The following is a 22,147-nucleotide window of genomic DNA, read 5'->3' as shown; positions in this document are numbered from 1 at the left end:
AGGAATGGAAGGGGGAATCAACAGTGAGTATACGTGATTCTCGTTTTATTGTGAATACAGATGAAAAAGACGATCACTTCATATTTACCCTGCCCGTTACATGGAACAGTAGACCGTACGAATATGCTTGGGCCAAACAGTTTGCCAATCCGAATGACGTTGTGCTTGATTCAGCTTGTGGGATCTGTTACCCATTCAAATTTTATTTGGCCGATCATTGCAGGGAAGTACACGCTTGTGATCTCGATAATCGGATACTATCTAAGGAAGCGATCTATCAAGATATTGTGGACGTATTTGGGAAAAGGGTAGCAGACAGCCTGCCTGTGCACTATTTAGATGGTATTCATTATTGTCGAGCCAATTTAACCTACTTGCCGTACTCAAATCAAAAGTTTGATACTGTATTTTGCATCTCTGTTCTCGAGCATCTCGAAGACCCGGTTATGGTGCAAGCATTCAGTGAATTTCACAGGGTGTTAAAAGACGATGGGCAGCTCGTGCTCACTTTTGATTACCCGCTAATCAATTTAGCTCGACTACAGCAAGTTTTGGCGGAGGTTGGATTACAGTTTTCTGGCGATGTATCGTTTGAAATGCCGACAGATGTGGTCTATTCTGATTTGTATGCGCCCAGGCTGTTCTTCTTCCGAGCGCTTTTGAAGAAAAAATAGCAAAAAAAAGCCTTTGTGGGGCTCGTCCCACAAAGGCATGTTTATGTAATCAAATGATATTAGCGTTTAACAGGCATTTCTGTCAGGCAATCTTGGCACACAATTTTACCTTTAAAGTGAGATACTTTGTCAGCGTTTCCACAGAAGATACATGCAGGCTCATACTTTTTCAGGATGATGCGCTCTCCGTCAACGTAGATTTCCAAAGCATCTTTCTCAGCGATACCCAGAGTGCGGCGCAATTCGATTGGAATAACAACACGACCCAATTCATCTACTTTACGAACGATACCGGTTGATTTCATCATAGTTAAAATCTCCTCCCAAAATACTGTATATGTCGATGCTATTGTTATACACTCATCATTTATCGTCAATATTCGACATTTTCTGTTGGGATAATCATACCAGCCATTCCCAAAGGTGTCAACATGATTTTGACAATTCCTTGAAAAGCAAAATGTTTTTTCAAAACCGAAATGCTGTTAAATAGGTGTTTCTCAAAGTGTTGGAAGGGATATGGAAATTTTTATGGATAAAATTTACTGGGATTATTGGGTGTCGAATGAGTCGACGAATGTCGAAACCGAACAGATGATTCGACAAAAACCCCAAGTTTTCCCCTCTCTGCTTGTAATTTGTAAAGTTGGCATGAAGCGAGCGATAAAATCGCTTAGGAAGATGGGGGTGTCGAGGATGTTTACAAAACAGGTTGGTCGTGTACAATAGAGGATAAATACAGCAAATGATACCAAACGACCATGATGGGAAGAGTAAGCCGATCTCCTTATTTCAGAGAGCCGGGGTAGCTGAAAACCGGTATAAGCGAGCAAGCTGAACATGGACCCTGAGTCTTGCAAATGAACAGTGACGGCATTGACCGTACCAAGTAGTTTGTGACGTATGCCCACGTTACGGGTAGAGTCATGTTTTGACTCACCAAGTCCGTTTTCCGTGAGGGGACGGAGTATTTGGGTGGTACCGCGAGATAGAGCTCGCCCCAATTTTTTGGGGTGGGCTTTTCCTTATTTTCATTAACGTAAACAGGAGGGGAATAGTTGCAATGAAACCTACTTATTACATTACAACACCGATCTACTATCCAAGTAACAAGCTCCACATCGGTAACGCCTACACCACAATCGCGTGTGATGCTATGGCACGTTATAAGCGTTTGCGCGGCTATGATGTGTATTACCTGACAGGGACAGATGAGCATGGTCAAAAGCTCCAAGAGCGTGCAGCCGAAGAGGGCAAACAACCGCTCGAATTCATCGACCCGATTGTCGATTGGGTAAAGGACCTGTGGGAAAAGCTGGACATCTCTTATGACGATTTCATCCGTACCACAGAGCCTCGTCATAAAGAAGTCGTACAAAAAGTGTTCCAGCGTCTGCTCGATCAAGGTGATATTTACTTGGGGGAGTACGAGGGCTTCTACTGTGTACCTGACGAGGCATTTTGGACAGAGACTCAATGTAAAACCGATAATGGATATATTTGCCCAGACTGTGGACGCGAAGTGAAAAAAGTGAAGGAGAAAAACTACTTCTTCCGCATGTCCAAGTATCAGGACAGACTGCTTGCACACATTGAAGCAAACCCTGAATTTATTCAACCGGAGAGCCGCCGCAACGAAATGATCAATAACTTCCTGAAACCAGGCCTCCAGGATTTGTCCGTATCCCGCAGTACATTTGACTGGGGAATCAAGGTGCCAACCGATCCAGAGCATGTTATTTACGTATGGATTGATGCATTGACGAACTATATTTCTGCTCTCGGGTATTTGTCCGAAGACGACAGCAAATATCGTAACTTCTGGCCAGCCAATGTTCACATGGTTGGAAAAGACATTTTGCGCTTCCATACGATCTACTGGCCAATCCTGTTGATGGCACTGGACATCCCGTTGCCAAAACAAATTTTTGGTCATGGCTGGCTTCTGATGCCGGATGGAAAAATGTCAAAATCCAAGGGCAATGTCATTGACCCGAAGGTTTTGATTGACCGTTACGGTTCTGACGGCGTTCGCTACTTCCTGCTTCGTGAAATCAACTTCGGTCAGGATGGCATCTTCACGCCAGAATCGTTCGTACAGCGCCTGAACTACGACTTGGCTAATGACATCGGAAATCTGCTCAGCCGTACCGCTACGATGATTGAGAAATATTTTGATGGTATTGTTCCAGCTCCACAGGATGCAGGAGAGCCGGATGACAGCTTGATCGGCCTTGCGATGAAAACGAAGGCGCTGGTGGAAGAGCACATAGAAGAAATGCGCTTCTCCAATGCACTGGCTCACATTTGGGAGCTGGTGGGACGTACAAACAAATACATCGACGAGACCATGCCTTGGAATTTGGCGAAATCCGAAGAAACCAAAGGTCGTCTGGCAACCGTTATGTACAATTTGGTGGAAAGCATCCGCATTAGCTCCGTGCTGATCCAACCGTTCATGACCAAAGCACCAGCGAAAATTTGGGATCAACTGGGTATTTTGGGCAATGAAGAAGCAACCAACTGGGAATCTGCAAGTGTATGGGGTGGATTGCCTGCTGGAAGCACCGTTAGCCGCAAGGAACTGCTCTTCCCTCGTCTGGATGTTCAAGCGGAACTCGCTTTCATTGACGACTCGACAGCAGAGGCACGCCGCCAAGCGGAGGAAAACAAGAAAAAGCAAGCAGCTTTGAAAGGGGAAGCACCTGTGAGCGAAACAAACACCAACCAAACAGAAGCAACAACTGACAAGCCAGCTGATGCAAAAGAAGAAATCAGCATCGACGATTTTGGAAAAGTAGAGCTGCGCGTCGCACAGGTAGTGGAATGTGCCAAGCATCCAAATGCAGACAAATTGTTGGTTCTGCAATTGGATCTCGGCTACGAGAAGCGCCAAGTAGTTTCTGGTATCGCGAAATACTACTCCCCAGAAGATATGGTCGGCAAAAAAGTGATCCTCGTAGCTAACCTGAAGCCAGTGAAGCTTCGTGGTGAGCTGTCCCAAGGAATGATCTTGGCAGCATCGGCAGGAGATCAGTTGACACTTGCGACTGTTGACCCAAGTATGCCAAACGGAGCAATCGTGAAGTAACGAGGGCAAGGAAAGGAAGGACCCATCTTGTTATTTGAAACCCATGCTCATCTAAATGCGAATGAATTCGATGAAGATCGTGCAGAAGTCATTGCTCGTGCGCAAGAAAATGGCGTTAGTACGATTGTAAACATCGGATTCAACGCTGAAACAATTCCAAGCTGCATGGATTTGGCTCATGCGTATGACTTTATTTACGCCGTCATCGGTTGGCATCCACAGGACGCCAAGGATATGACGGACGAACACCTGGAATGGATCGAGGAACTCAGTCGTGATCCGAAAGTAGTAGGATTGGGTGAAATGGGCTTGGACTACTACTGGGATACGTCGCCACGTGATGTGCAGGCAGAGGTATTCCGCAAGCAGATTCGTCTGGCTCGCAAGCTCGACATGCCGATCATCATCCACAATCGCGATGCACACCAAGACGTTTTGACGATCCTAAAGGAAGAGAAGGCAGCAGATGTTGGCGGCATCATGCACTGCTTCTCTGGCAGCTGGGAAACAGCGAAGCAGGCACTCGATATGAATTTTTATATTTCGTTCGGTGGTCCGCTTACGTTCAAAAATGCCAAGCAGCCAAAAGAAGTAGCAGCGAAGGTACCGCTAGACAAGCTGTTGATAGAGACAGATTGCCCATATCTCACTCCGCATCCTTTCCGCGGAAAGCGAAATGAGAGTGGATATGTGCGTTACGTCTGTGAGGAAATGGCGAACATTCATGGATTGTCTTACGAGGAAATGGCGCAAATTACCGCAGACAACGCCAGACGTCTTTTTCGCATGAACGGTTAATAAAAACGGGAAATCACGATTGATCACGTGATTTCCCGTTTTTTTGTGTGAAGTAACCAGGTTCTACTCGATTTTGTCGACGCATACGATGAACAATGTGTCGAACGATTATTGTCCATCCGACATGGCTTCTCGACAGGTTTCTGCTACCATTCGCCAAGCCTATTTTGCTAGTCTGATACCATTATCGTTTCAGCCAAAAGGGAGGGTAAATTTGACAAAGGAGAGAAAGTGAAATACAATCAAAGCCGACCTTGTGAAGTACCGGCCACTTCCAGAATATTAGTGCAATTACATCGACCCTTACCTGGCTAGACAAGAAGAGCTTTGTGCTTTTCTAGGAAAAGGAGTGTGGGAAATGGAGTTACGCGCGATATGGGAAAGGTATAAGAATCGTGGGCTCGTCATGTTTGGCTGCCTTGCTCTTGTGCTCGTTCCCATGATTGGCTATTTCTCTGCCCAGGCTACTCAGCCAAAACAGGTCACTTTTTCGTTGGACGGAGAAAGCAAGACGGTCGCTACAAAAGCCACGACTGTTGAGCAGTTCTTAACCGAGCGAAACATTACGGTAACGGAAAAGGATTCCCTTCAACCGACACCAGAGACGAAGCTAAAAGACGGAGCACTCATTACTTTATATACGACCTGGTCCATACCAATCCAGGTTGACGGGCAGAAAAAAACGATAGAGACACTTAGTCGTGATGTTGCTGGTGCGTTGAAGGACGGCGGCATCGTGCTAGGTGAGAAGGACCGGGTAGAACCGGCATTGACCGCTACACTTACCAAGGACTCCTCGATCAGCGTAAAGCGAATTGTTGAGAAAATGGTAAAAGTCGATGAGCGAGTCACCTTTCAAGAAATACGCAAAAATGATCCAGCGCTGGAAAAAGGTAAGAGCCGCGTATTACAGAGCGGGCAAGAAGGTAAGGCAATTGCACACTACAAGCTAATCATGGAAGATGGGAAAGAAGTCTCCCGTGATCTGGTCAAAAGAGATGTACTTGTACCGAAGAAAGATAATGTTGTAGCCGTGGGTACCGCAATCCCAATGTTGCAGAAAAAGGGTCAACCAGATCGGGTCCTGGTTGCTTCTGCGGCGGGTCCGGTCTCGCGTGGTGGAAAAGTATTTAGGCCGAAAAAAGTACTGAACGGGGTTACCCTGACCGCTTATACTCCTTCGGGAGGTGGCAAACACCCAAGCTCTCCGGGATATGGACGCACATCAACAGGGGCAAAAGCCAAGGTAGGTCACACAATCGCTGTAGATCCTAACGTCATTCCGTATGGATGGTGGGTGTACATTGAAGGTGTTGGGTATCGTCGAGCTGAAGATACGGGTGGTGCCATGAAAGGTGGCAAAATCGACGTATTCGTAGGCACGGAGTCCGAGGCGAGGAATTTCGGTCGCAAGCGCAACAAAACTGTATATATCATTGGACCACAGAAGCCTTAGGACAGGAGCGATTGCTCCTGTTCTTCTGTTTCCTAGATGGTTATTGTGATAAGCTGTTTGTTAGTTAGACGATCCTGTTTACCAAATGTTTCATGTATTTTTTGCTTGAGGTACGGTTTTTTTGGAACAATAGTATCGTACCGATTTTGTACGAAAGTGGGAGCACATGATGAAGATCAAGGAAGTCATCGTGGTCGAAGGACGAGACGATACCGCAACGATCAAGCGCGCGGTTAATGCCGATACGATTGAAACTGGCGGTTCTGCCATTCATAAAAGAACGATTGAAAAAATCAGGCTGGCGCAACAAAGGCGCGGTGTTATTATTTTCACAGACCCTGATTATCAAGGGGAGCGCATCCGAAAAATTATTAGCAAGTCAGTTCCAGGCTGTAAGCACGCATTTATTACCCAGGAGGATGGAACCAAAAAGGGCGACATCGGTGTCGAAAACGCGACACCTGACGTGATTATTCGTGCGCTCTCAGAAGTGCGTACCGAAATGGTGGAAACCGCTGGGGAGATTACCTCTGACGACTTGTTGGCAAATGGCCTGACGTCCGGTGTAGATGCCAAAGAACGCAGAATCAAGCTGGGAGAAGCATTGGGGATCGGATATGCCAACGCCAAGCAAATGCTGCAGCGGCTCAATGCCTTCCAAATCAGTCGAGCAGAATTCGAAGCGGCTATTGCAGCCATCAACAAAGAGAGGGAGTAAGCCATGACCCAAATAGCGGGCAAGGATATTGCCACACCGACGCGTACAAAAGAGATATTGGAGAAGTACGGCTTTGCTTTTAAGAAGAGTCTGGGCCAGAACTTCCTGATAGACACCAACATTTTACACAACATTGTTTCAGAGGCAGACCTCACCAAGGAAAAGGGAGCGATTGAGATTGGGCCCGGTATCGGTGCGCTAACGGAGCAATTGGGACGAGCAGCCAAAAAAGTGATGGCGATCGAAATCGACCAGCGTCTTTTGCCTATTTTGCAGGACACGCTGTCACCCTATGAAAATATTGAAGTCGTTCATGGGGACGTACTGGGGCTGGATCTGAAGAAGTTAATAGAAGAAAAGATGACAGGAGTGGAAAAGCTGAGCGTAGTGGCGAATTTGCCTTACTATGTGACGACACCGATCCTGATGAAGCTACTGGAAGAGAGATTGCCCCTCGAGAACATCGTAGTTATGATTCAAAAGGAAGTGGCAGAGAGAATTGCAGCCAAACCAGGAACGAAAGACTATGGCTCTCTGTCAGTCGCAGCTCAATTCTATGCAGATACAGAAGTAGCGATGATTGTGCCTGCAAGTGTTTTTATCCCGCGTCCGAATGTCGACTCGGCAGTGATTCGTTTAAAGGTAAGAGATCGTCCGCCAGTGGAGGTAGATGATCAGGACGTGTTTTTCCGGGTGGTACGCAGCTCGTTTGCACAGCGCCGCAAGACATTGTTGAACAACCTAATGAATGGACTGTTTCCTAAAACCCAAAAGGATGAAGTAATACAGATGCTCACTGACATCGGGATCGATCCGACCCGACGTGGTGAAACACTCAGTTTGGACGAATTTGCCCGCCTAGCGAACGAAGGTATGCGCCGCGGACTGATTACGTAAATCGTGTAGACAACCCCCTTATTTTTGGGCGCGATCCCCCAGAAAGGGGGTTTTTGCGTATTTATGCCCTTTATGCATATCTTTTGACAAATATCTACGTTTTTTATGAAAAAAACCCCGTTGACAAAATATCTGCAGGGTTGCTATAATTTTTTATTTCTTTGACAAAATATAAGTGAGCTGTTATAATAGATGTAAGCGAGGTGGATGGAACAATGGCAAGAAACGCGTTACTTGACATTAAACGTAGTTTGGACGGACACATTGGTGAGCGCATCCTGCTGAAGGCTAATGGCGGTCGCCGCAAAACCGTTGAACGTAGTGGCATCCTCGAAGAAACTTACCCATCTGTGTTTGTGGTAAAGCTGGATGACGACCAACTCTTTGAGCGGGTATCTTACAGCTATGCTGACATCTTGACGGAAACAGTAGAATTGACGGTGTGCCGCGAAAACGAGCACATCCGCATCACATTTGTACAACAGTAGAGCCCTTTTGGGTTCTACTGTTTTGTTTTTTATATCGAAAAGCTCTGAACATTTGGTTCAGGCAATAAAAATAGCGGTATGGAGCACACTAAGCCTGTCAACGAGAAGGAGGGTGCTATGGGTCGCAGACGAGGACTGATGTCAGAGCAGTTTAAGATGGAACTGGCCAAAGAGCTTGGGTTTTACGATACGGTAAAATCCGAGGGTTGGGGAGGCATCACGACACGGGACGCGGGTAACATGGTCAAGCGCGCTGTTCAGCTTGCTGAGGAAGCATTAGCCGCTAAGCGATTGTAACGTTTGGGTTTTGAACGTACGGACGTTTCTCACCATAAAAACTCGTTGACAAGGCCGGGGCATCCCGGCTTTTTTTCTGGAAAGAGGGCTGAATTTTCAAAATCCCCATAATGCTCTCGATCCTATTCTTTTTAATTGATCAAGTGGCATGGGAGAGTTTGCCTATGCTACAATAAGAAACTAGGAAATTTAGAAAGTAGGCAGAGGTGAATTACGTGCGTATCTCGGTCAAAGCTCCGGCCAAAATTAATTTGACTCTCGATGTGCTTGCCAAACGGCCGGACGGTTATCACGAAGTAGAAATGGTGATGACAACCGTAGACTTGGCAGATCGTGTGGACATGACTCTACGCGAAGATGGTGAGATTACGCTGGACTGTTCTGCCAGCTTCGTACCAGATGATATCCGTAACCATGCATATAAAGCGGCAACGCTCATGAAAGCAAAATTTCAAGTACGCCAGGGCGTACACTTGTATATCGACAAGCAAATACCTGTTGCAGCTGGACTGGCAGGTGGCAGCAGTGATGCAGCGGCAACACTACGCGGCTTGAACCAATTATGGAATCTCGGGTTGACCAGAGATGAGCTGGCTAAAATCGGAGCGGAGATTGGCTCTGATGTGCCATTTTGCGTTTATGGTGGAACAGCGCTGGCGACGGGGCGTGGCGAACAGATTGCGCATCTGGGAGCTCCTGCACCGTGCTGGGTCATTCTAGCCAAGCCGCCTATCGGAGTATCTACCCCAGATGTATACGGCAACCTGCGGGTGGCCCAGATCGACAATCATCCTGATACCAAACAGATGCTGCAAGCCATCGCGACGCAAGACTTTTCACTCATGTGCCAATCTCTTGGGAATGTGCTGGAGAACGTTACACTCTCGCTCCATCCACAAGTAAGACAGATCAAGGATCTCATGATCGCGTCAGGAGCAGATGGTGTCCTGATGTCTGGCAGCGGCCCTACTGTGTTTGCTCTTGTGCAAAAGGAAGCGAAAGTACATAGGATCTACAATGCGTTGCGAGGTTTTGTCAAAGATGTGTTTGTTGTCCGAATGTTAGGCGCTCAAGAAGGGGAAATACTTGCATAAACCCGTATGGAAATGATACATTATCAGCATAATATTCGGTTTTGGAGGAAGAGCCATGAAGAAATTGCGCAGAAGTGCACGTCTGGTTGACATGACGCAGCACTTGCTCGCCCATCCCCATACGCTGACTCCTCTCACTCTGTTCGCGGAACAATACGGCGCAGCGAAATCATCCATCAGTGAAGACTTGTCTATCATCAAAGAGGCTTTTGAAGTCCAAGGGGTAGGCTTGTTGAAAACGGTGGCGGGAGCGGCAGGCGGAGTGAAGTATATTCCACAGGTCAAAACGGAAGAGGCCCTTCACTTCATGCGCGAACTGATTGGTCAACTCGCTAATCCAGAGAGACTTTTGCCAGGTGGATACTTGTACATGTCAGACATTCTTGGAAATCCACAAACGATGGCGAAGATCGGAAAGCTCTTTGCAACGGCTTATGCGGATAAAAATGTGGATGTCGTCATGACGGTGGAAACAAAGGGGATTCCACTTGCGTATGCGACGGCTATGTTCTTGAATGTACCTGTTGTGATTGTGCGCCGTGACAACAAGGTGACGGAAGGTTCAGTAGTGAGCATTAACTATGTATCAGGTTCCAGTAAACGAATCCAAACCATGTCACTCGCTCGCCGCGGTTTGGCTGAGCAGTCCCGTGTCCTCATTGTGGACGACTTTATGAAGGCTGGCGGGACGTTGCGAGGCATGATTGATTTGTTGCAGGAATTCCGAGCAACCGTTGTGGGATGCGGCGTACTGGTAGAAACGACAGCGGATGTTTCTGAGCGGTTGGTAGATGAATACGTATCGCTTGCAAAACTGCAGGATGTAGACTTCAAGGGCAAGCAAATTGTAATAGAGCTAGGCAGTTTTTTTGAAAAAAGAGGGGAGTAGATAGGTATGGCAATCTCTTTTGTTTCAACTGACAAGGCTCCTGCCGCTATTGGTCCTTACAGCCAAGCTGCAAAGGTAGGTCCATTTCTTTTTGCATCAGGTCAAATTCCGCTGCGTGCAGACGGCACGTTGGTAGAGGGTGACGTCGTGGAGCAAACCCATCAGGTTTTTTCCAACATTCAAGCGGTACTGGCAGAGGCTGGTGGCAGCCTGACGAATGTAGTGAAGGTGACTGTATTCATCAAGGACATGAATGATTTTGGTCAACTGAACGAAGTGTACGGTCAATATTTCGGTGATCACAAGCCAGCTCGCTCTACTGTGGAAGTGGCACGACTGCCGCGTGACGTAAAAGTTGAAATCGAAATTGTAGCTTATATCGAATAGAAAATAATGGAAAAACGGCCCGATGCCACGCGCATTGGGCTTTTTTTGTACTTGCAGAAAATGTTTCCAAAAAATGACATATAAACATATTTATATATTTTTTCAAATATTGCATAATGGTAAGCAGGAATATTTACCCAGCGGGTGGAAATAATCCTAAACGCGTTACATAGATAAAGGGAGTGAACTAGATGGAAGTAACAGACGTAAGACTTCGCCGAGTGAATACGGATGGTAGGATGAAAGCGATTGCATCCATTACAATTGACCATGAGTTTGTGGTTCATGATATCCGTGTCATTGACGGAAACAATGGTATGTTTGTAGCTATGCCGAGCAAGCGTACACCAGATGGAGAATTCCGTGATATTGCACATCCGATTTCTTCGACTACCCGTGAAAAAATCCAGGCAGCAGTACTAACAGAATACGACCGCGTAGGTCAAGAGGAAGAGAGCACTATCGAAGCTGGTGCTTAAAAAGTCCTGAACACAAAGCACCCTGTCACTTGCGGCAGGGTGCTTCGGCGTCCGTTAACCATAACATTTGATTAGATCGTTCAAAATAATTTCTCGGTCCATTCCTTCCCCGATGAAGACAGCTACCATTTTCGGTCCGAAATTTTCAAAAGGGAACAGGAGCACCTGATTATCGGTATGTTGAAACGAGATCAGCTCGGGCTTTCCGTGGAACTGAACGTAGCCTTTTGCCCGATAGACGTTTTTGGGAAGATCGTACAGAAAGTCCTCGAATTTTTTCGCGTCTACGGGCCCGGTGAATACATAGGAAAACGTTTCGATACTATTGTAGAGAGAGGGTTGGCTTGTTTTTAGGCCAAGGGATTGCTTGAGCCTGTCCATCGTTGACATTCGGCCGATGCTTTTCTGTACAGCAATGGGGCGGCTTGTCTCGTTGCCTGGCGATCGCTCATGAACGGTGCGTTTGACTGACAAAAGCCGGGAGACTTCTATTTCTGCCTGAACAGTAGCGTGTATGGGGGCAGTCGGATTGATCTCACTGAGCTTTTGACGGACTCGCTCTATGACATCAGGACTAGTCAAATCGGTTTTGTTCAAAAGAAGCAGGTCTGCGTAACGCACTTGATTTCGAATCGTTTTGACCAGAGTGGTAGTCGAGGAGAATCGTGAGTTGAGGTCGAGAAAACGAGAGGCGTCGACAACACTAATGGTCCCTTTTAACTCCAGTCGATCGTACAGCTCTGGATGGGTAATCGTATCGATGACATCGAGTGGATCGGCTACGCCAGTAGTCTCGATGAGGATTCGGTCTGGCGCAATGGTGTTCATAATATCTTTTAAGCCTTCCGTTAGCTCGCCTTTGATCGAGCAGCATATGCAGCCATCGAGCATTTTTTTGACAGGAAAGCCGAAGCCTTGCAATTGTTCCCCGTCAATATCTTCCTCCCCCATTTCATTCATGAAGACGACTACTTTCTGGTCTGTGATGCGCAAATGAGTCAGCCATTTTTGCAAAAGGGTGGTTTTTCCGCTTCCTAAGTACCCAGTCAGCAAGTATACCTCTGCGCTCATCTCATCCTACCTCCTTCAAATAACCCCTTTCGCCCAACAATATATCACATTTCTGTCAGAAAATTAAATGTTGTCTGGCTTGTGTCTAACTACTGGCAATGCAAGGAATCAGGGAGAATCCTGTATCGATTGTCTTGAAATTCACATATGAATTAGGATATAGTCATTGTGGAACTTCTACGATGGAGGGTTGACATGTCTAAGATCCATGCCGTGGTTCTGGCTGCTGGTCAGGGTACACGGATGAAATCGAAGCTGTACAAAGTCCTGCACCCTGTGTGCGGAAAGCCAATGGTTCAGCATGTAGTCGATACGATGGCGTCCATGCAGGTTCAGGATATCGTTGTCGTCGTAGGTCATGGTGCTGACGCTGTCCGTGCCAAGCTAGGCGAGGACGTCACTTATGCACTGCAAGAAGAACAGTTGGGAACGGCCCATGCCGTTTCGCAGGCAGCGCCGTTTTTACAAGATAAAGAAGGCACTACGTTTCTTTTATATGGAGACGTTCCCCTCTTGTCAGCGACTACGTTGTCGGCCTTGCTGACCTATCACGAGGAGCAGCAAGCGGCTGCAACTGTATTAACCGCCGTGTTACCTGACGCAACAGGTTATGGGCGTATCGTGCGCAATGAGGCGGGCGAAGTATTGCGAATCGTGGAACATAAAGACGCTTCGGAAGCGGAACGGGCGATCAGAGAAATTAATACGGGCATATACTGCTATGACAACCGAAAATTGTGGAAAGCCTTGGCGGAAGTGAAAAATGACAACGCACAAGGCGAATACTATGTAACAGACGTTGTCGGTATTTTGCGTGATGCAGGTGAAAAGGTAGTGGGGTACGAAGCGATTGACCCAGAGGAAACAATGGGTGTGAACGATCGTGTGCAGCTATCGGAAGCAGAAGCCTACATGAAAAAACGTATTATGACTGGTCACATGCGTAATGGTGTGACAATCATCGACCCAACTTCTACGTACATCGAAACTGATGTGAAGATTGAGGCAGATACCGTGATCCACCCAGGTTCTTTCCTGCGTGGACAAACAACCGTTGGAGCTGATTGTGTAATCGGACCCCAAGCGGATCTAACGAATGTGGAAGTAGCGAGTGGCGTGACTATTTCTTACTCGGTGATGGTTGATTCGCGTGTAGAAAGCGATTCTTCTGTCGGGCCATTTGCTTATGTTCGACCAGGATCACAGATTGGAAGCAACGCCAAAATCGGTGATTTCGTGGAATTGAAAAATGCGAAAATTGGTGACGGTACGAAGGTTCCACATCTCAGCTATGTAGGAGATGCGGAAATCGGAGACGGAGTCAATATTGGTTGTGGAACGATTACCGTCAACTACGATGGAGCAGTGAAGCATAAAACAACAGTAAAAGATGGCGCATTCATCGGATGCAACAGCAATCTGGTTGCACCAGTTACAGTTGGACAAAATGCTTATGTAGCTGCAGGTTCGACCATTAATCAAGATGTGCCAGATAATGCGCTTGCGATCGCACGTGAGCGTCAAGTAAATAAAATCGATTACGCGAACAAAATGCCTCGCAAGGGCAAAAAGCAATCATAAACGGGAGGTTCTTGAGAAGATCATGGCTAACTACCGCGACCCAAAACTGAAGGTATTTACGTGCAACGCAAACCCGGAACTGGCAAAAGAAATCGCCGAACACATCGGCGTACCACTCGGAAACGCACAAGTAGTGCGCTTTAGTGATGGCGAATGCCAACTCAAACTCAATGAAAGCGTTCGCGGTTGTGACGTATTTGTCATTCAGCCAACATCTGCTCCCGTTAATGAGCATCTGATGGAGCTTTTGGTGATGGTCGATGCATTGAAGCGCGCTTCGGCTAAGAGTATCAACGTGGTCATTCCTTACTACGGTTATGCTCGTCAAGATCGTAAAGCACGTGCACGCGATCCAATCACAGCGAAGCTGGTTGCTAACCTGATCGAGACTGCAGGTGCACAACGTGTGATTACGATGGATCTGCACGCAACACAAATCCAAGGCTTCTTCGATATTCCAGTAGATCATCTGCTGGGTGTGCCTATCCTAGGTAAACACTTCTCTGAAAAAGGTCTGAAAGATATCGTTGTTGTATCTCCAGATCACGGTGGAGTGACCCGTGCTCGTAAATTGGCAGAACGTCTGGAAGCGCCTATTGCCATTATTGACAAACGTCGCCCAGAACCAAACGTAGCCGAAGTAATGAACATCGTGGGTAACATCGAAGGCAAAACAGCGATCATCATCGACGATATTATCGATACCGCTGGAACGATCACACTGGCTGCTAGTGCACTTGTAGAAGCAGGCGCACGTGAAGTATATGCATGCTGCACGCACCCAGTTCTGTCTGGTCCTGCTATTGAGCGTATTGCTAACTCGAAGATCAAGGAACTGATTGTGACCAACTCGATTCCGCTGACAGAAGAACAAATTATCGATAAGATTACCGTTCTTTCCGTAGCGCCAATCATTGGTGAAGCAATCATTCGTGTTCACGAAGAGCTTTCCGTAAGCAAGTTGTTCGATTAATATACAATCCCCTCTTTGGGGGTTGAACTAAACCTCCGATGGACAAGCTAGTGAGGAAACTTTTACTAGCGGTCCGAAGGAGGTTTTTTTGTGGAACAATTACAGGCACAGTCTCGCGAAAAAAAGACAGGCAATGCTGTAAAGGTGCTGCGTAACGAAGGTTGGGTTCCCGGTATTATCTACGGCAGCGAAGTGGGCAATAAGCCGATTCAGGTCAAAGGAAGAGAGCTGGATGCGGCCCTGCGTCAGCAGTCGACGAACAAGCCATTCCGGTTAAGTGTAGACGGGAACACGCATGATGTCATGGTTTATGAGCTGCAACGGCATCCTTTGCAGGGGAACATTTTGCATGCAGATTTTAAGAAGATCAATATGAATGAAAAAATACACACGTCTGTCCCTGTCCTCATGACAGGAGATCCGGAATTGGGTGTAGCTACCCTTGTCCGCCACAGTGTGGAAGTGACTTGCTTGCCAGGTAATATACCAGAATCGTTCCTAGTCGATGTCGACGGGTTCAACATCGGGGATGTCGTGTTGGTAGGGGATTTGACAGTCCCGCCAGGTGTGGAGCTGGGGCTTGATTCCACGGAAGTGTTGATCAGTGTCCTGCCAGTTAAGGCCAAGTCGGAAGAATCGATTGATGCGGAGCAAGAAGCAGAAGCAGTGGCTGAAAAAGCAGGAACCGCGAACGAATAAAATAGAGCATGAAAAAGCAGGGCGAGGTGATTTCATCTCTGCCCTTTTCCTTTTGTTCACGTGACCATTGGAGTACAATGGGAAGAGAGTAGGAGGGAATAAGCGTGAAAGTCATAATTGGATTGGGTAATCCCGGCAAAAAATATGAAGACACCAGACATAATGCTGGCTTTATGGCCATAGATAAGATTAGCGACAAATGGGGAATTCCTGTTACACAAAACAAGTTTCGCGCACTCGTGGGCGAAGGCCGAATCGAGGGCGAGAAGGTGCTGCTGGTGAAGCCACAGACGTACATGAATCTCTCCGGTGAATCGGTTGCGGAAGTCCTGAAGTTTTACAAGCTCATTCCGGACGATCTCGTCGTCATCTACGACGATCTTGATTTGCCGACGGGCCATCTACGTCTGCGAGAAAAAGGCAGCGCTGGTGGGCACAACGGCATCAAGTCGATGATTCAGCATTTGGGCACACAGGAGTTTAAACGAATCAAGGTCGGAATCAGTCGTCCTGAACCAGGGCGGAGCGTCAGCGACTATGTTTTGAATACGTTTCCAGTGGCGGAAAGAGCCGACATTCAAGAAGCGGTGAGCTTGGCTGCTGATGCATGCGCCATGTGGACAAGAGAGTCGTTTTTAAAGGTCATGAACCATTACAACAGCTTGAAGAAGTAGTATGATTTCCCACCCATTCGTCCATACTAACCGATAGGAACAGTATGGGGGTGGTATGTGCATGAGCATACGCTATACATGTCGTTGCTGCGGCATGAAGATTGCAGAATTTGACGAATCGCAAGTAACAGAAGCGCAACTCGGGTTTGATTCCTTGACCCCGGAGGAACGTGCTCTTATAATATCGAGAGAACAAAGTGGAGATACGGTCGTCAGCATCACGTGCGACTATTGCCGTGAAGCGCTGATTCAGCATCCAGAGCTTTCGCTAGTCGGAAACCCACTTCAATAAGTGGATACGCATTAGGGAGGCTTGCACTGACAAGGCCTTAGCTTGGGGAGCTAAGGCTTCTTTTCGCATGGCTGACCTGCGGTTGTTGTGAGCGTAAGCGAAGCTCTGATTTTAGTTGACAGAAGAATTAGAGAGGGGATTAGTGAATGCAAGTCATCATTAACCCGATGAAACAGGACACGAACGTCGGGACAATCGTGGCTGGTTTGGAGAAGGGGCTACATGAGCAGCTTGTCTCTGGCTTAGCTGGTTCCGCCCGGCAAGTATTGATGGCGTCATTGCAACAAATGGCAGATCGTCCGGTCTGTGTAGTGACGCATAACATGTACCAAGCACAAAAAGTATACGAAGATTTGATCGAGTTGGTTCCCTCTGATCAGGTGTTGCTGTATCCCGGTAATGAGCTGATTGGCTCTGAGCTTGCTATTGCCAGCCCTGAAATGCTGGCGCAGCGAATTCATGTATTCAACCGTCTGGCCCAAGGCTTTACGGGTTTTTTGGTTGCCCCTTTTGCTGGCTTGCGTCGCTTGGTCGTTCCCCCGCAAGTATGGAAGGAAGCGCAGATTCAGTTATCCGTCGGTAATGAGCTCGATATCGAGTCCTTTTTGCTCCGATGTATTGAGCTTGGCTATGAGCGAGTGGACATGGTTGAGCGCAAGGGAGAAATGAGTATTCGCGGTGGAATTATCGATTTGTATCCGATCGATTCGGAGTGGCCAGTGCGGATCGAGCTTTTTGATGTAGAGATCGACTCGATCCGTACGTTTGACATGCTCTCCCAGCGGTCATTGGAATCGGTCCAGACATATATTCTTGGTCCAGCAAAAGAAATGATTGCTTCGACTCCGTTATTGCAGGAATCGGCAGTTCGCTTAGAACAAAAGCTGGGAGAAACCCTCGCCAATTTGAAGGATGGGGCTGCCAAGGAAAAAGTCATGGAGCGAATCGGCTCTGATGCAGAGAGAATGAAGCAGGGACAGCGTTTTGCACAGCTGTATTCGTACATCTCTGTCATTTACCCGACGGGTGATACATTGTTGTCCTATATGCCTTCCGATACCTTGCTGCTCGTTGATGAGCCTTCCCGTGTGTTGGATACGGCAGCGCAACTGCAAAAAGAAGAAGGGGAATGGCTGACTGGACGCATCATCCAGGGCGAATATATGTCCAATCTCAGCCTGTCGCGCACGTACGACGAGATCGTGTCGACGAAAAAGCGCCAGATCGTTTACCTCTCCCTATTTTTGAGACAATCACCGAAGACCCAGCCGCAAAACATCGTAAATCTGACTTGTCGTACCATGCAAAACTTCCATGGACAGATGAACGTACTGAAAACAGAGCTGGCCCGTTGGAAGAAGTCCCAGGATCAGATCGTCTTTGTCGCAGCTGATTTGGAGCGTGCGAAGCGACTGGAGCGTGTCCTGCATGACTACGAAATGGAAGCGGATGTTTTAACAGAAGCAGTCGAGACAGTACCTCCGGGGCGTCCTACGATCATTTTAGGAAACCTCCAGACAGGCTTTGAGCTTCCCCTAAACAAGTTGGTTGTTATTACGGAAGGTGAAGTGTTTACCGCGAAACAGCGCAAGGCGCGCAAAGTTCAGCAGACGATGAACAACGCGGAGCGTATCAAAAACTATCTCGAGCTCAAGCCCGGTGATTTCGTCGTGCACGTGAATCACGGGATTGGAAAATACCTTGGAATTGAAACCAAGGAAATTCTCGGAATTCATAAAGATTACCTTCATATTCAATACGCAGCAGGAGACAGTCTGTTTGTTCCGATTGATCAAATCGACCATGTGCAGAAGTACGTGGCGAGTGAAGAGGCACAGCCGAAGATTTACAGCTTGGGCGGCAGCGAGTGGAAACGTGTCAAAAACAAAGTCCAGTCGTCTGTAAAGGATATCGCCGAAGATTTGATCAAGCTGTACGCAGCCCGCGAATCTGCTGTCGGTCATACATTCTCTCCCGACACGACAGAGCAACGTGAATTTGAGGCGATGTTCCCGTATCAGGAAACACAAGACCAGCTCCGCGCGATTTCGGAAGTGAAAGCGGACATGGAGCGCAAACGTCCGATGGATCGCCTCGTTTGTGGGGACGTAGGTTACGGGAAGACTGAGGTTGCGATTCGTGCTGCCTTCAAGGCTGTCATGGACGGAAAACAGGTAGCCGTTTTGGTTCCAACTACGATTCTGGCGCAGCAGCATTACGAGACGTTCCGTGAACGTTTTGCGGAATATCCGATCCGTGTGGAGGTATTGAGTCGATTCCGTTCGCGCAAGGAGCAGAATGCCACACTAAAAGGCCTGAAGGAAGGCACAGTCGATGTCGTCATCGGTACGCACCGTCTACTTTCCAAAGACCTGACATTCCGCGAGCTCGGTCTGTTAATCGTAGACGAGGAGCAGCGCTTTGGTGTGAGCCACAAGGAAAAGCTGAAGCAGATCAAAACGAATGTGGATGTTATGACTCTGACCGCTACGCCGATTCCACGTACCTTGCACATGTCGATGCTCGGTGTGCGTGATTTGTCTGTCATCGAGACGCCGCCAGAAAATCGTTTTCCGGTGCAGACGTATGTGATGGATTACAGCCCTGCTCTCGTTCGCGAAGCGATTGAGCGTGAGATGGCTCGTGATGGGCAAGTGTTCTTCCTCTACAACCAAGTACAGGGAATCGAACAGATGGCGGAGCAGATTTCGATGCTCGTTCCTGACGCACGCATCGCTGTAGCGCATGGACAGATGAACGAAAGCGAGCTGGAAGGCGTCATTCTCGACTTTTTGGAAGGGAATTTTGACGTATTGGTCAGCACGACGATCATTGAGACTGGGGTGGACATCCCGAACGTCAATACGCTGATTATTTACAATGCAGATAAAATGGGCTTGTCTCAGCTGTATCAGCTGCGTGGACGTGTAGGTCGTTCCAATCGAATTGCGTACGCATACTTTACGTATCAACGGGACAAGGTGCTGACAGAGGTAGCGGAAAAACGTCTGCAAGCCATCAAGGAATTTACTGAGCTTGGCTCTGGTTTCAAGATCGCGATGAGAGACTTGTCCATTCGTGGAGCGGGTAATTTGCTGGGCGCGGAGCAGCATGGTTTTATTAATACGGTTGGTTTCGACTTGTATAGCCAGATGCTGAAAGAAGCCATTGATGAGCTGAAGGGCGAAGTCAAACAAGAAATTGTCACACCTGTGGAGATCAACCTGCAACTGGATGCCTATATTCCGTCGATGTACATTACGGACAGCCGACAAAAAATCGAGATGTACAAAAAGTTTGTCGCGGTGTCTACCTTGGAAGACGTCGACGATTTGGCAGAGGAGCTGCTAGACCGTTTTGGACCAGTTCCGAAGCCGGTTGATAATCTGTTGACTATTTCCCGTTTGCGGGTGTATGCCTTGAAGCACCACATCACCGAAATTAGCCAGAAGAATCCAGACGAGATTAAATTGTTACTGCACCCTAGTCAGAACAACAATATCGATGGTGGAGCGCTGTTTGCGCTTACCAGTAACTGGAGCAAGAGGGTTGGGCTGTCGGGTGGACAACAGATCACGATTGCTGTTAAAGTAAAGGGGTTAAAAGAAGATGAGGGCGTGCAGTTGGTTGAAAAGCTGCTGCGTCAATTTCACCAGGTGCGAAGAGACACCGGTACGGAGAGCCCTGTGTCTTAACTGACAAAATGGGCTTGCCTGAGAAGGGAGAACCTTATTTATGAAACGTTCTGTAGCGATTCTATCTTCGGCTGTTCTGGTCGTGGCACTCATGACTGGTTGCGGTGGAAAAGCAGAAGAAGCGAAGCAAGACTCAAAAACTCCAGCGAATCAGACAGATGGCAGCAATCAAGCTGCTAATGATCCTTTGGTACAATTCCCTAAACTCACTCTGCCTTACGCAGCAGACCAGAAAGCGGTCATTGTGGAGTATCAAGGAGGAACTGTAACAGGAAAAGAGTTCGAAGAGTTCCTGCGTGTCATTAACTTCATGAACCCACAACAAGGTACCATGATTGAAATGGCTGATAGCAAATCACTGAAGGCTTTTGCCCGTGAGTTCACAGCTACCAAGGTTTTGGCTAGCCGTTCCGACGACGCTATGAAAAAAGAGTCTAAAGAACTCGCTGAGAAAACTTTCGAGAAAATCAAAACACAGTACATGAGCTTTTTGGGCAAGGATGAAGCTCAGTTCAACAAGCTCATGGATGGCCAAGGCGTAACGAAGGACATGATCATCAATCAGATGGACTTGATCAACCAGTCCATCAATGTGATGAAAAAGAATATCGACGATGCTACGCTGAAGCAAACCTATGATCAAATGGACAAAGCTTCTCGTACCGTTGCTTCTGTTCGCCACATCCTGATCTCTACCGAAAAGCGCACACCAGAAGAGGCGTTGAAAATCTCCAACGACTTGGAAGCGCGCCTGAAAAAGGGTGAAGACTTCGCGAAGCTGGCAACAGAGTTCACAGATGACCCAGGCAGCAAGCAGTCTGGGGGCTTGTACGAAAATGCGGATGTAACGCAATGGGTACCAGAATTTAAAGAAGCATCCCTGACACAAAAAGTTGGTGAAGTTGGACCGCCAGTAAAAACTAATTTTGGTTACCATATTATTAAGGTCGAGAATCGCAAAGAAAAGACCTTTGATGAGATGAAAGAACAGCTCCGCGCGAGTTCTTTGGAGAAAGCGTACGATACTTTCGCCAAGACCGAGCTGGACAAGCTCATTACGAAATTCAACATCCCGCAGTCCAAAAATGATGCTCCAGCAAAAAAATAAGAAGTCCGAAGAAAAACAGGGAATTCGTTTCCCTGTTTTTTCGTTTTCTCGCATATTCTTCAAACGTGGGCAAATACTATTATCACTCGCTACCACCCGGGGGAGAGTAATTGAAGTAACTGGCAAAAATTGATACCATCACCCATAGTTAAAATTAGAATTTGAGGAAAAAATACAACCAACCACCATCTATTCACTACCCACTTCTTACGGGAAAGCGAGGCAACAAGACATGAAAGCAACTGGTATCGTTCGTCGAATTGACGACCTCGGTCGGGTCGTGATTCCTAAGGAGATTCGTCGTACACTGCGCATTCGTGAGGGCGACCCGCTTGAGATTTTTGTGGATCGTGACGGAGAAGTCATTCTCAAAAAGTATTCACCGATTGGAGAATTGGGTGATTTTGCAAAAGAGTACGCCGACTCTTTGTATGAAAGCATGAATCATACCGTACTGATTTCAGACAGGGATACTGTCATTGCTGTGGCAGGGGCCTCCAAAAAGGAATACTTGGAGAAACCAATTGGTAGCATTGTTGAGAAATGCTTGGAGGAAAGAAAGACCAGACTGGAGAAAAACGCAGGCTCTTATGAAATTTGTCGTGATTTGAACGAGACGATGGGCTCGTTCGTCATCGCACCGATTGTTGCAGGAGGCGATCCAATCGGGTCCGTGATCCTCCTCAACAAAAACGAGTCAACGAAGATGAGTGATTTGGAGATCAAAATGTCGGAAACAGCGGCCGGTTTCCTGGCAAAGCAGATGGAGCAGTAAGATCGCTCAGC

Annotated in this window: 22 protein-coding genes and 1 other annotated feature; of the genes, 20 read left to right on the top strand and 2 right to left on the bottom strand. The window is 47.4% G+C overall.

Translation table 11 applies throughout. From position 1 onward, the window contains the following. Positions 1-23 precede the first annotated feature (23 nt). Positions 24-674, top strand: a complete 651-nt coding sequence (locus HP401_RS15885) for a class I SAM-dependent methyltransferase (RefSeq protein ID WP_173605678.1) — start codon at positions 24-26, stop codon at positions 672-674. Between the two features lie 59 nt (positions 675-733). Here HP401_RS15885 and HP401_RS15880 read toward each other — a convergent pair whose 3' ends face one another. Then, entirely contained in the window at positions 734-982 is a 249-nt protein-coding gene (locus HP401_RS15880) for an AbrB/MazE/SpoVT family DNA-binding domain-containing protein (RefSeq protein WP_007719913.1), read from the bottom strand. A gap of 444 nt (positions 983-1,426) precedes the next feature. Beyond that, positions 1,427-1,680, top strand: a binding site (T-box leader). Between the two features lie 57 nt (positions 1,681-1,737). Here HP401_RS15880 and metG point away from each other — a divergent pair. The 11 genes from metG to spoVG all read left to right on the top strand — a co-directional run bounded on the left by metG (position 1,738) and on the right by spoVG (position 11,268). Then, positions 1,738-3,765 (top strand): methionine--tRNA ligase, encoded by a 2,028-nt coding sequence (metG, locus tag HP401_RS15875; protein ID WP_173605677.1) that lies wholly within the window; start codon positions 1,738-1,740, stop codon positions 3,763-3,765. 27 nt (positions 3,766-3,792) lie between these two features. Further along, complete coding sequence (locus HP401_RS15870; RefSeq protein ID WP_012683862.1) at positions 3,793-4,563, top strand: TatD family hydrolase; 771 nt, start codon at positions 3,793-3,795, stop codon at positions 4,561-4,563. Positions 4,564-4,921: 358 nt separating this feature from the next. Then, on the top strand, positions 4,922-6,019 hold the full coding sequence (locus HP401_RS15865) for a resuscitation-promoting factor (RefSeq protein WP_173605676.1): 1,098 nt from the start codon (positions 4,922-4,924) through the stop codon (positions 6,017-6,019). A gap of 169 nt (positions 6,020-6,188) precedes the next feature. Next, complete coding sequence (gene rnmV, locus HP401_RS15860; protein WP_173605722.1) at positions 6,189-6,737, top strand: ribonuclease M5; 549 nt, start codon at positions 6,189-6,191, stop codon at positions 6,735-6,737. 3 nt (positions 6,738-6,740) lie between these two features. Further along, positions 6,741-7,634 (top strand): 16S rRNA (adenine(1518)-N(6)/adenine(1519)-N(6))-dimethyltransferase RsmA, encoded by an 894-nt coding sequence (gene rsmA, locus HP401_RS15855; RefSeq protein ID WP_016740913.1) that lies wholly within the window; start codon positions 6,741-6,743, stop codon positions 7,632-7,634. A gap of 215 nt (positions 7,635-7,849) precedes the next feature. Continuing rightward, positions 7,850-8,122, top strand: a complete 273-nt coding sequence (veg, locus tag HP401_RS15850; protein ID WP_005830485.1) for a biofilm formation stimulator Veg — start codon at positions 7,850-7,852, stop codon at positions 8,120-8,122. Positions 8,123-8,239: 117 nt separating this feature from the next. Continuing rightward, positions 8,240-8,419, top strand: a complete 180-nt coding sequence (locus HP401_RS15845; protein ID WP_012683866.1) for a small, acid-soluble spore protein, alpha/beta type — start codon at positions 8,240-8,242, stop codon at positions 8,417-8,419. 215 nt (positions 8,420-8,634) lie between these two features. After that, positions 8,635-9,513: a 4-(cytidine 5'-diphospho)-2-C-methyl-D-erythritol kinase gene (ispE, locus tag HP401_RS15840; protein WP_012683867.1), complete on the top strand. Its 879-nt coding sequence runs from the start codon at positions 8,635-8,637 to the stop codon at positions 9,511-9,513. Positions 9,514-9,568: 55 nt separating this feature from the next. Next, positions 9,569-10,402 carry a pur operon repressor gene (gene purR / locus HP401_RS15835; RefSeq protein ID WP_173605675.1) on the top strand — a complete coding sequence of 278 codons (834 nt, stop codon included), beginning with the start codon at positions 9,569-9,571 and terminating at the stop codon, positions 10,400-10,402. 6 nt (positions 10,403-10,408) lie between these two features. Continuing rightward, positions 10,409-10,789 carry a RidA family protein gene (locus HP401_RS15830; protein WP_173605674.1) on the top strand — a complete coding sequence of 127 codons (381 nt, stop codon included), beginning with the start codon at positions 10,409-10,411 and terminating at the stop codon, positions 10,787-10,789. Between the two features lie 191 nt (positions 10,790-10,980). Continuing rightward, positions 10,981-11,268, top strand: coding sequence for a septation regulator SpoVG (gene spoVG, locus HP401_RS15825; protein WP_007719936.1), 288 nt, complete (start codon positions 10,981-10,983; stop codon positions 11,266-11,268). A 54-nt stretch (positions 11,269-11,322) separates the two neighbouring features. Here spoVG and HP401_RS15820 read toward each other — a convergent pair whose 3' ends face one another. Next, a complete protein-coding gene (locus tag HP401_RS15820; protein ID WP_173605673.1) occupies positions 11,323-12,339 on the bottom strand; it encodes a CobW family GTP-binding protein in 1,017 nt (338 codons plus the stop codon). A gap of 195 nt (positions 12,340-12,534) precedes the next feature. Here HP401_RS15820 and glmU point away from each other — a divergent pair, with 195 nt between their 5' ends. From glmU to spoVT, 8 genes are all read left to right on the top strand, one after another. Then, on the top strand, positions 12,535-13,920 hold the full coding sequence (gene glmU, locus HP401_RS15815; RefSeq protein ID WP_087350655.1) for a bifunctional UDP-N-acetylglucosamine diphosphorylase/glucosamine-1-phosphate N-acetyltransferase GlmU: 1,386 nt from the start codon (positions 12,535-12,537) through the stop codon (positions 13,918-13,920). Between the two features lie 22 nt (positions 13,921-13,942). Then, positions 13,943-14,893, top strand: coding sequence for a ribose-phosphate diphosphokinase (locus HP401_RS15810; protein WP_007726399.1), 951 nt, complete (start codon positions 13,943-13,945; stop codon positions 14,891-14,893). Positions 14,894-14,983: 90 nt separating this feature from the next. Next, positions 14,984-15,592 (top strand): 50S ribosomal protein L25, encoded by a 609-nt coding sequence (locus tag HP401_RS15805; protein ID WP_064202231.1) that lies wholly within the window; start codon positions 14,984-14,986, stop codon positions 15,590-15,592. A 104-nt stretch (positions 15,593-15,696) separates the two neighbouring features. Further along, positions 15,697-16,266: an aminoacyl-tRNA hydrolase gene (gene pth / locus HP401_RS15800; RefSeq protein ID WP_064202230.1), complete on the top strand. Its 570-nt coding sequence runs from the start codon at positions 15,697-15,699 to the stop codon at positions 16,264-16,266. Positions 16,267-16,327: 61 nt separating this feature from the next. After that, entirely contained in the window at positions 16,328-16,558 is a 231-nt protein-coding gene (locus HP401_RS15795) for an anti-sigma-F factor Fin (protein WP_007726431.1), read from the top strand. A 146-nt stretch (positions 16,559-16,704) separates the two neighbouring features. Then, positions 16,705-20,253: a transcription-repair coupling factor gene (gene mfd / locus HP401_RS15790; protein ID WP_064202229.1), complete on the top strand. Its 3,549-nt coding sequence runs from the start codon at positions 16,705-16,707 to the stop codon at positions 20,251-20,253. Positions 20,254-20,293: 40 nt separating this feature from the next. Then, complete coding sequence (locus HP401_RS15785; protein WP_173605672.1) at positions 20,294-21,361, top strand: peptidylprolyl isomerase; 1,068 nt, start codon at positions 20,294-20,296, stop codon at positions 21,359-21,361. A gap of 232 nt (positions 21,362-21,593) precedes the next feature. Then, positions 21,594-22,136 (top strand): stage V sporulation protein T, encoded by a 543-nt coding sequence (gene spoVT / locus HP401_RS15780; protein ID WP_012683876.1) that lies wholly within the window; start codon positions 21,594-21,596, stop codon positions 22,134-22,136. Positions 22,137-22,147: the final 11 nt, after the last annotated feature.

This window comes from Brevibacillus sp. HB2.2, assembly GCF_013284275.1.
Taxonomy (GTDB): Bacteria; Bacillota; Bacilli; order Brevibacillales; family Brevibacillaceae; genus Brevibacillus; species Brevibacillus brevis_D.
Note: the sequence above shows the minus strand (reverse complement) of the source record. Positions and strands in the feature narration are given on the sequence as shown.

Coding starts and splice junctions, on each gene's coding strand:
- HP401_RS15880 (WP_007719913.1), bottom strand. CDS start 982: ATGATGAAATCAACCGGTATCGTTCGTAAAGTAGATGAATTGGGTCGT.
- metG (WP_173605677.1), top strand. CDS start 1,738: ATGAAACCTACTTATTACATTACAACACCGATCTACTATCCAAGTAAC.
- HP401_RS15865 (WP_173605676.1), top strand. CDS start 4,922: ATGGAGTTACGCGCGATATGGGAAAGGTATAAGAATCGTGGGCTCGTC.
- rnmV (WP_173605722.1), top strand. CDS start 6,189: ATGAAGATCAAGGAAGTCATCGTGGTCGAAGGACGAGACGATACCGCA.
- rsmA (WP_016740913.1), top strand. CDS start 6,741: ATGACCCAAATAGCGGGCAAGGATATTGCCACACCGACGCGTACAAAA.
- veg (WP_005830485.1), top strand. CDS start 7,850: ATGGCAAGAAACGCGTTACTTGACATTAAACGTAGTTTGGACGGACAC.
- HP401_RS15845 (WP_012683866.1), top strand. CDS start 8,240: ATGGGTCGCAGACGAGGACTGATGTCAGAGCAGTTTAAGATGGAACTG.
- purR (WP_173605675.1), top strand. CDS start 9,569: ATGAAGAAATTGCGCAGAAGTGCACGTCTGGTTGACATGACGCAGCAC.
- HP401_RS15830 (WP_173605674.1), top strand. CDS start 10,409: ATGGCAATCTCTTTTGTTTCAACTGACAAGGCTCCTGCCGCTATTGGT.
- spoVG (WP_007719936.1), top strand. CDS start 10,981: ATGGAAGTAACAGACGTAAGACTTCGCCGAGTGAATACGGATGGTAGG.
- HP401_RS15820 (WP_173605673.1), bottom strand. CDS start 12,339: ATGAGCGCAGAGGTATACTTGCTGACTGGGTACTTAGGAAGCGGAAAA.
- glmU (WP_087350655.1), top strand. CDS start 12,535: ATGTCTAAGATCCATGCCGTGGTTCTGGCTGCTGGTCAGGGTACACGG.
- HP401_RS15810 (WP_007726399.1), top strand. CDS start 13,943: ATGGCTAACTACCGCGACCCAAAACTGAAGGTATTTACGTGCAACGCA.
- HP401_RS15795 (WP_007726431.1), top strand. CDS start 16,328: ATGAGCATACGCTATACATGTCGTTGCTGCGGCATGAAGATTGCAGAA.
- mfd (WP_064202229.1), top strand. CDS start 16,705: ATGCAAGTCATCATTAACCCGATGAAACAGGACACGAACGTCGGGACA.
- HP401_RS15785 (WP_173605672.1), top strand. CDS start 20,294: ATGAAACGTTCTGTAGCGATTCTATCTTCGGCTGTTCTGGTCGTGGCA.
- spoVT (WP_012683876.1), top strand. CDS start 21,594: ATGAAAGCAACTGGTATCGTTCGTCGAATTGACGACCTCGGTCGGGTC.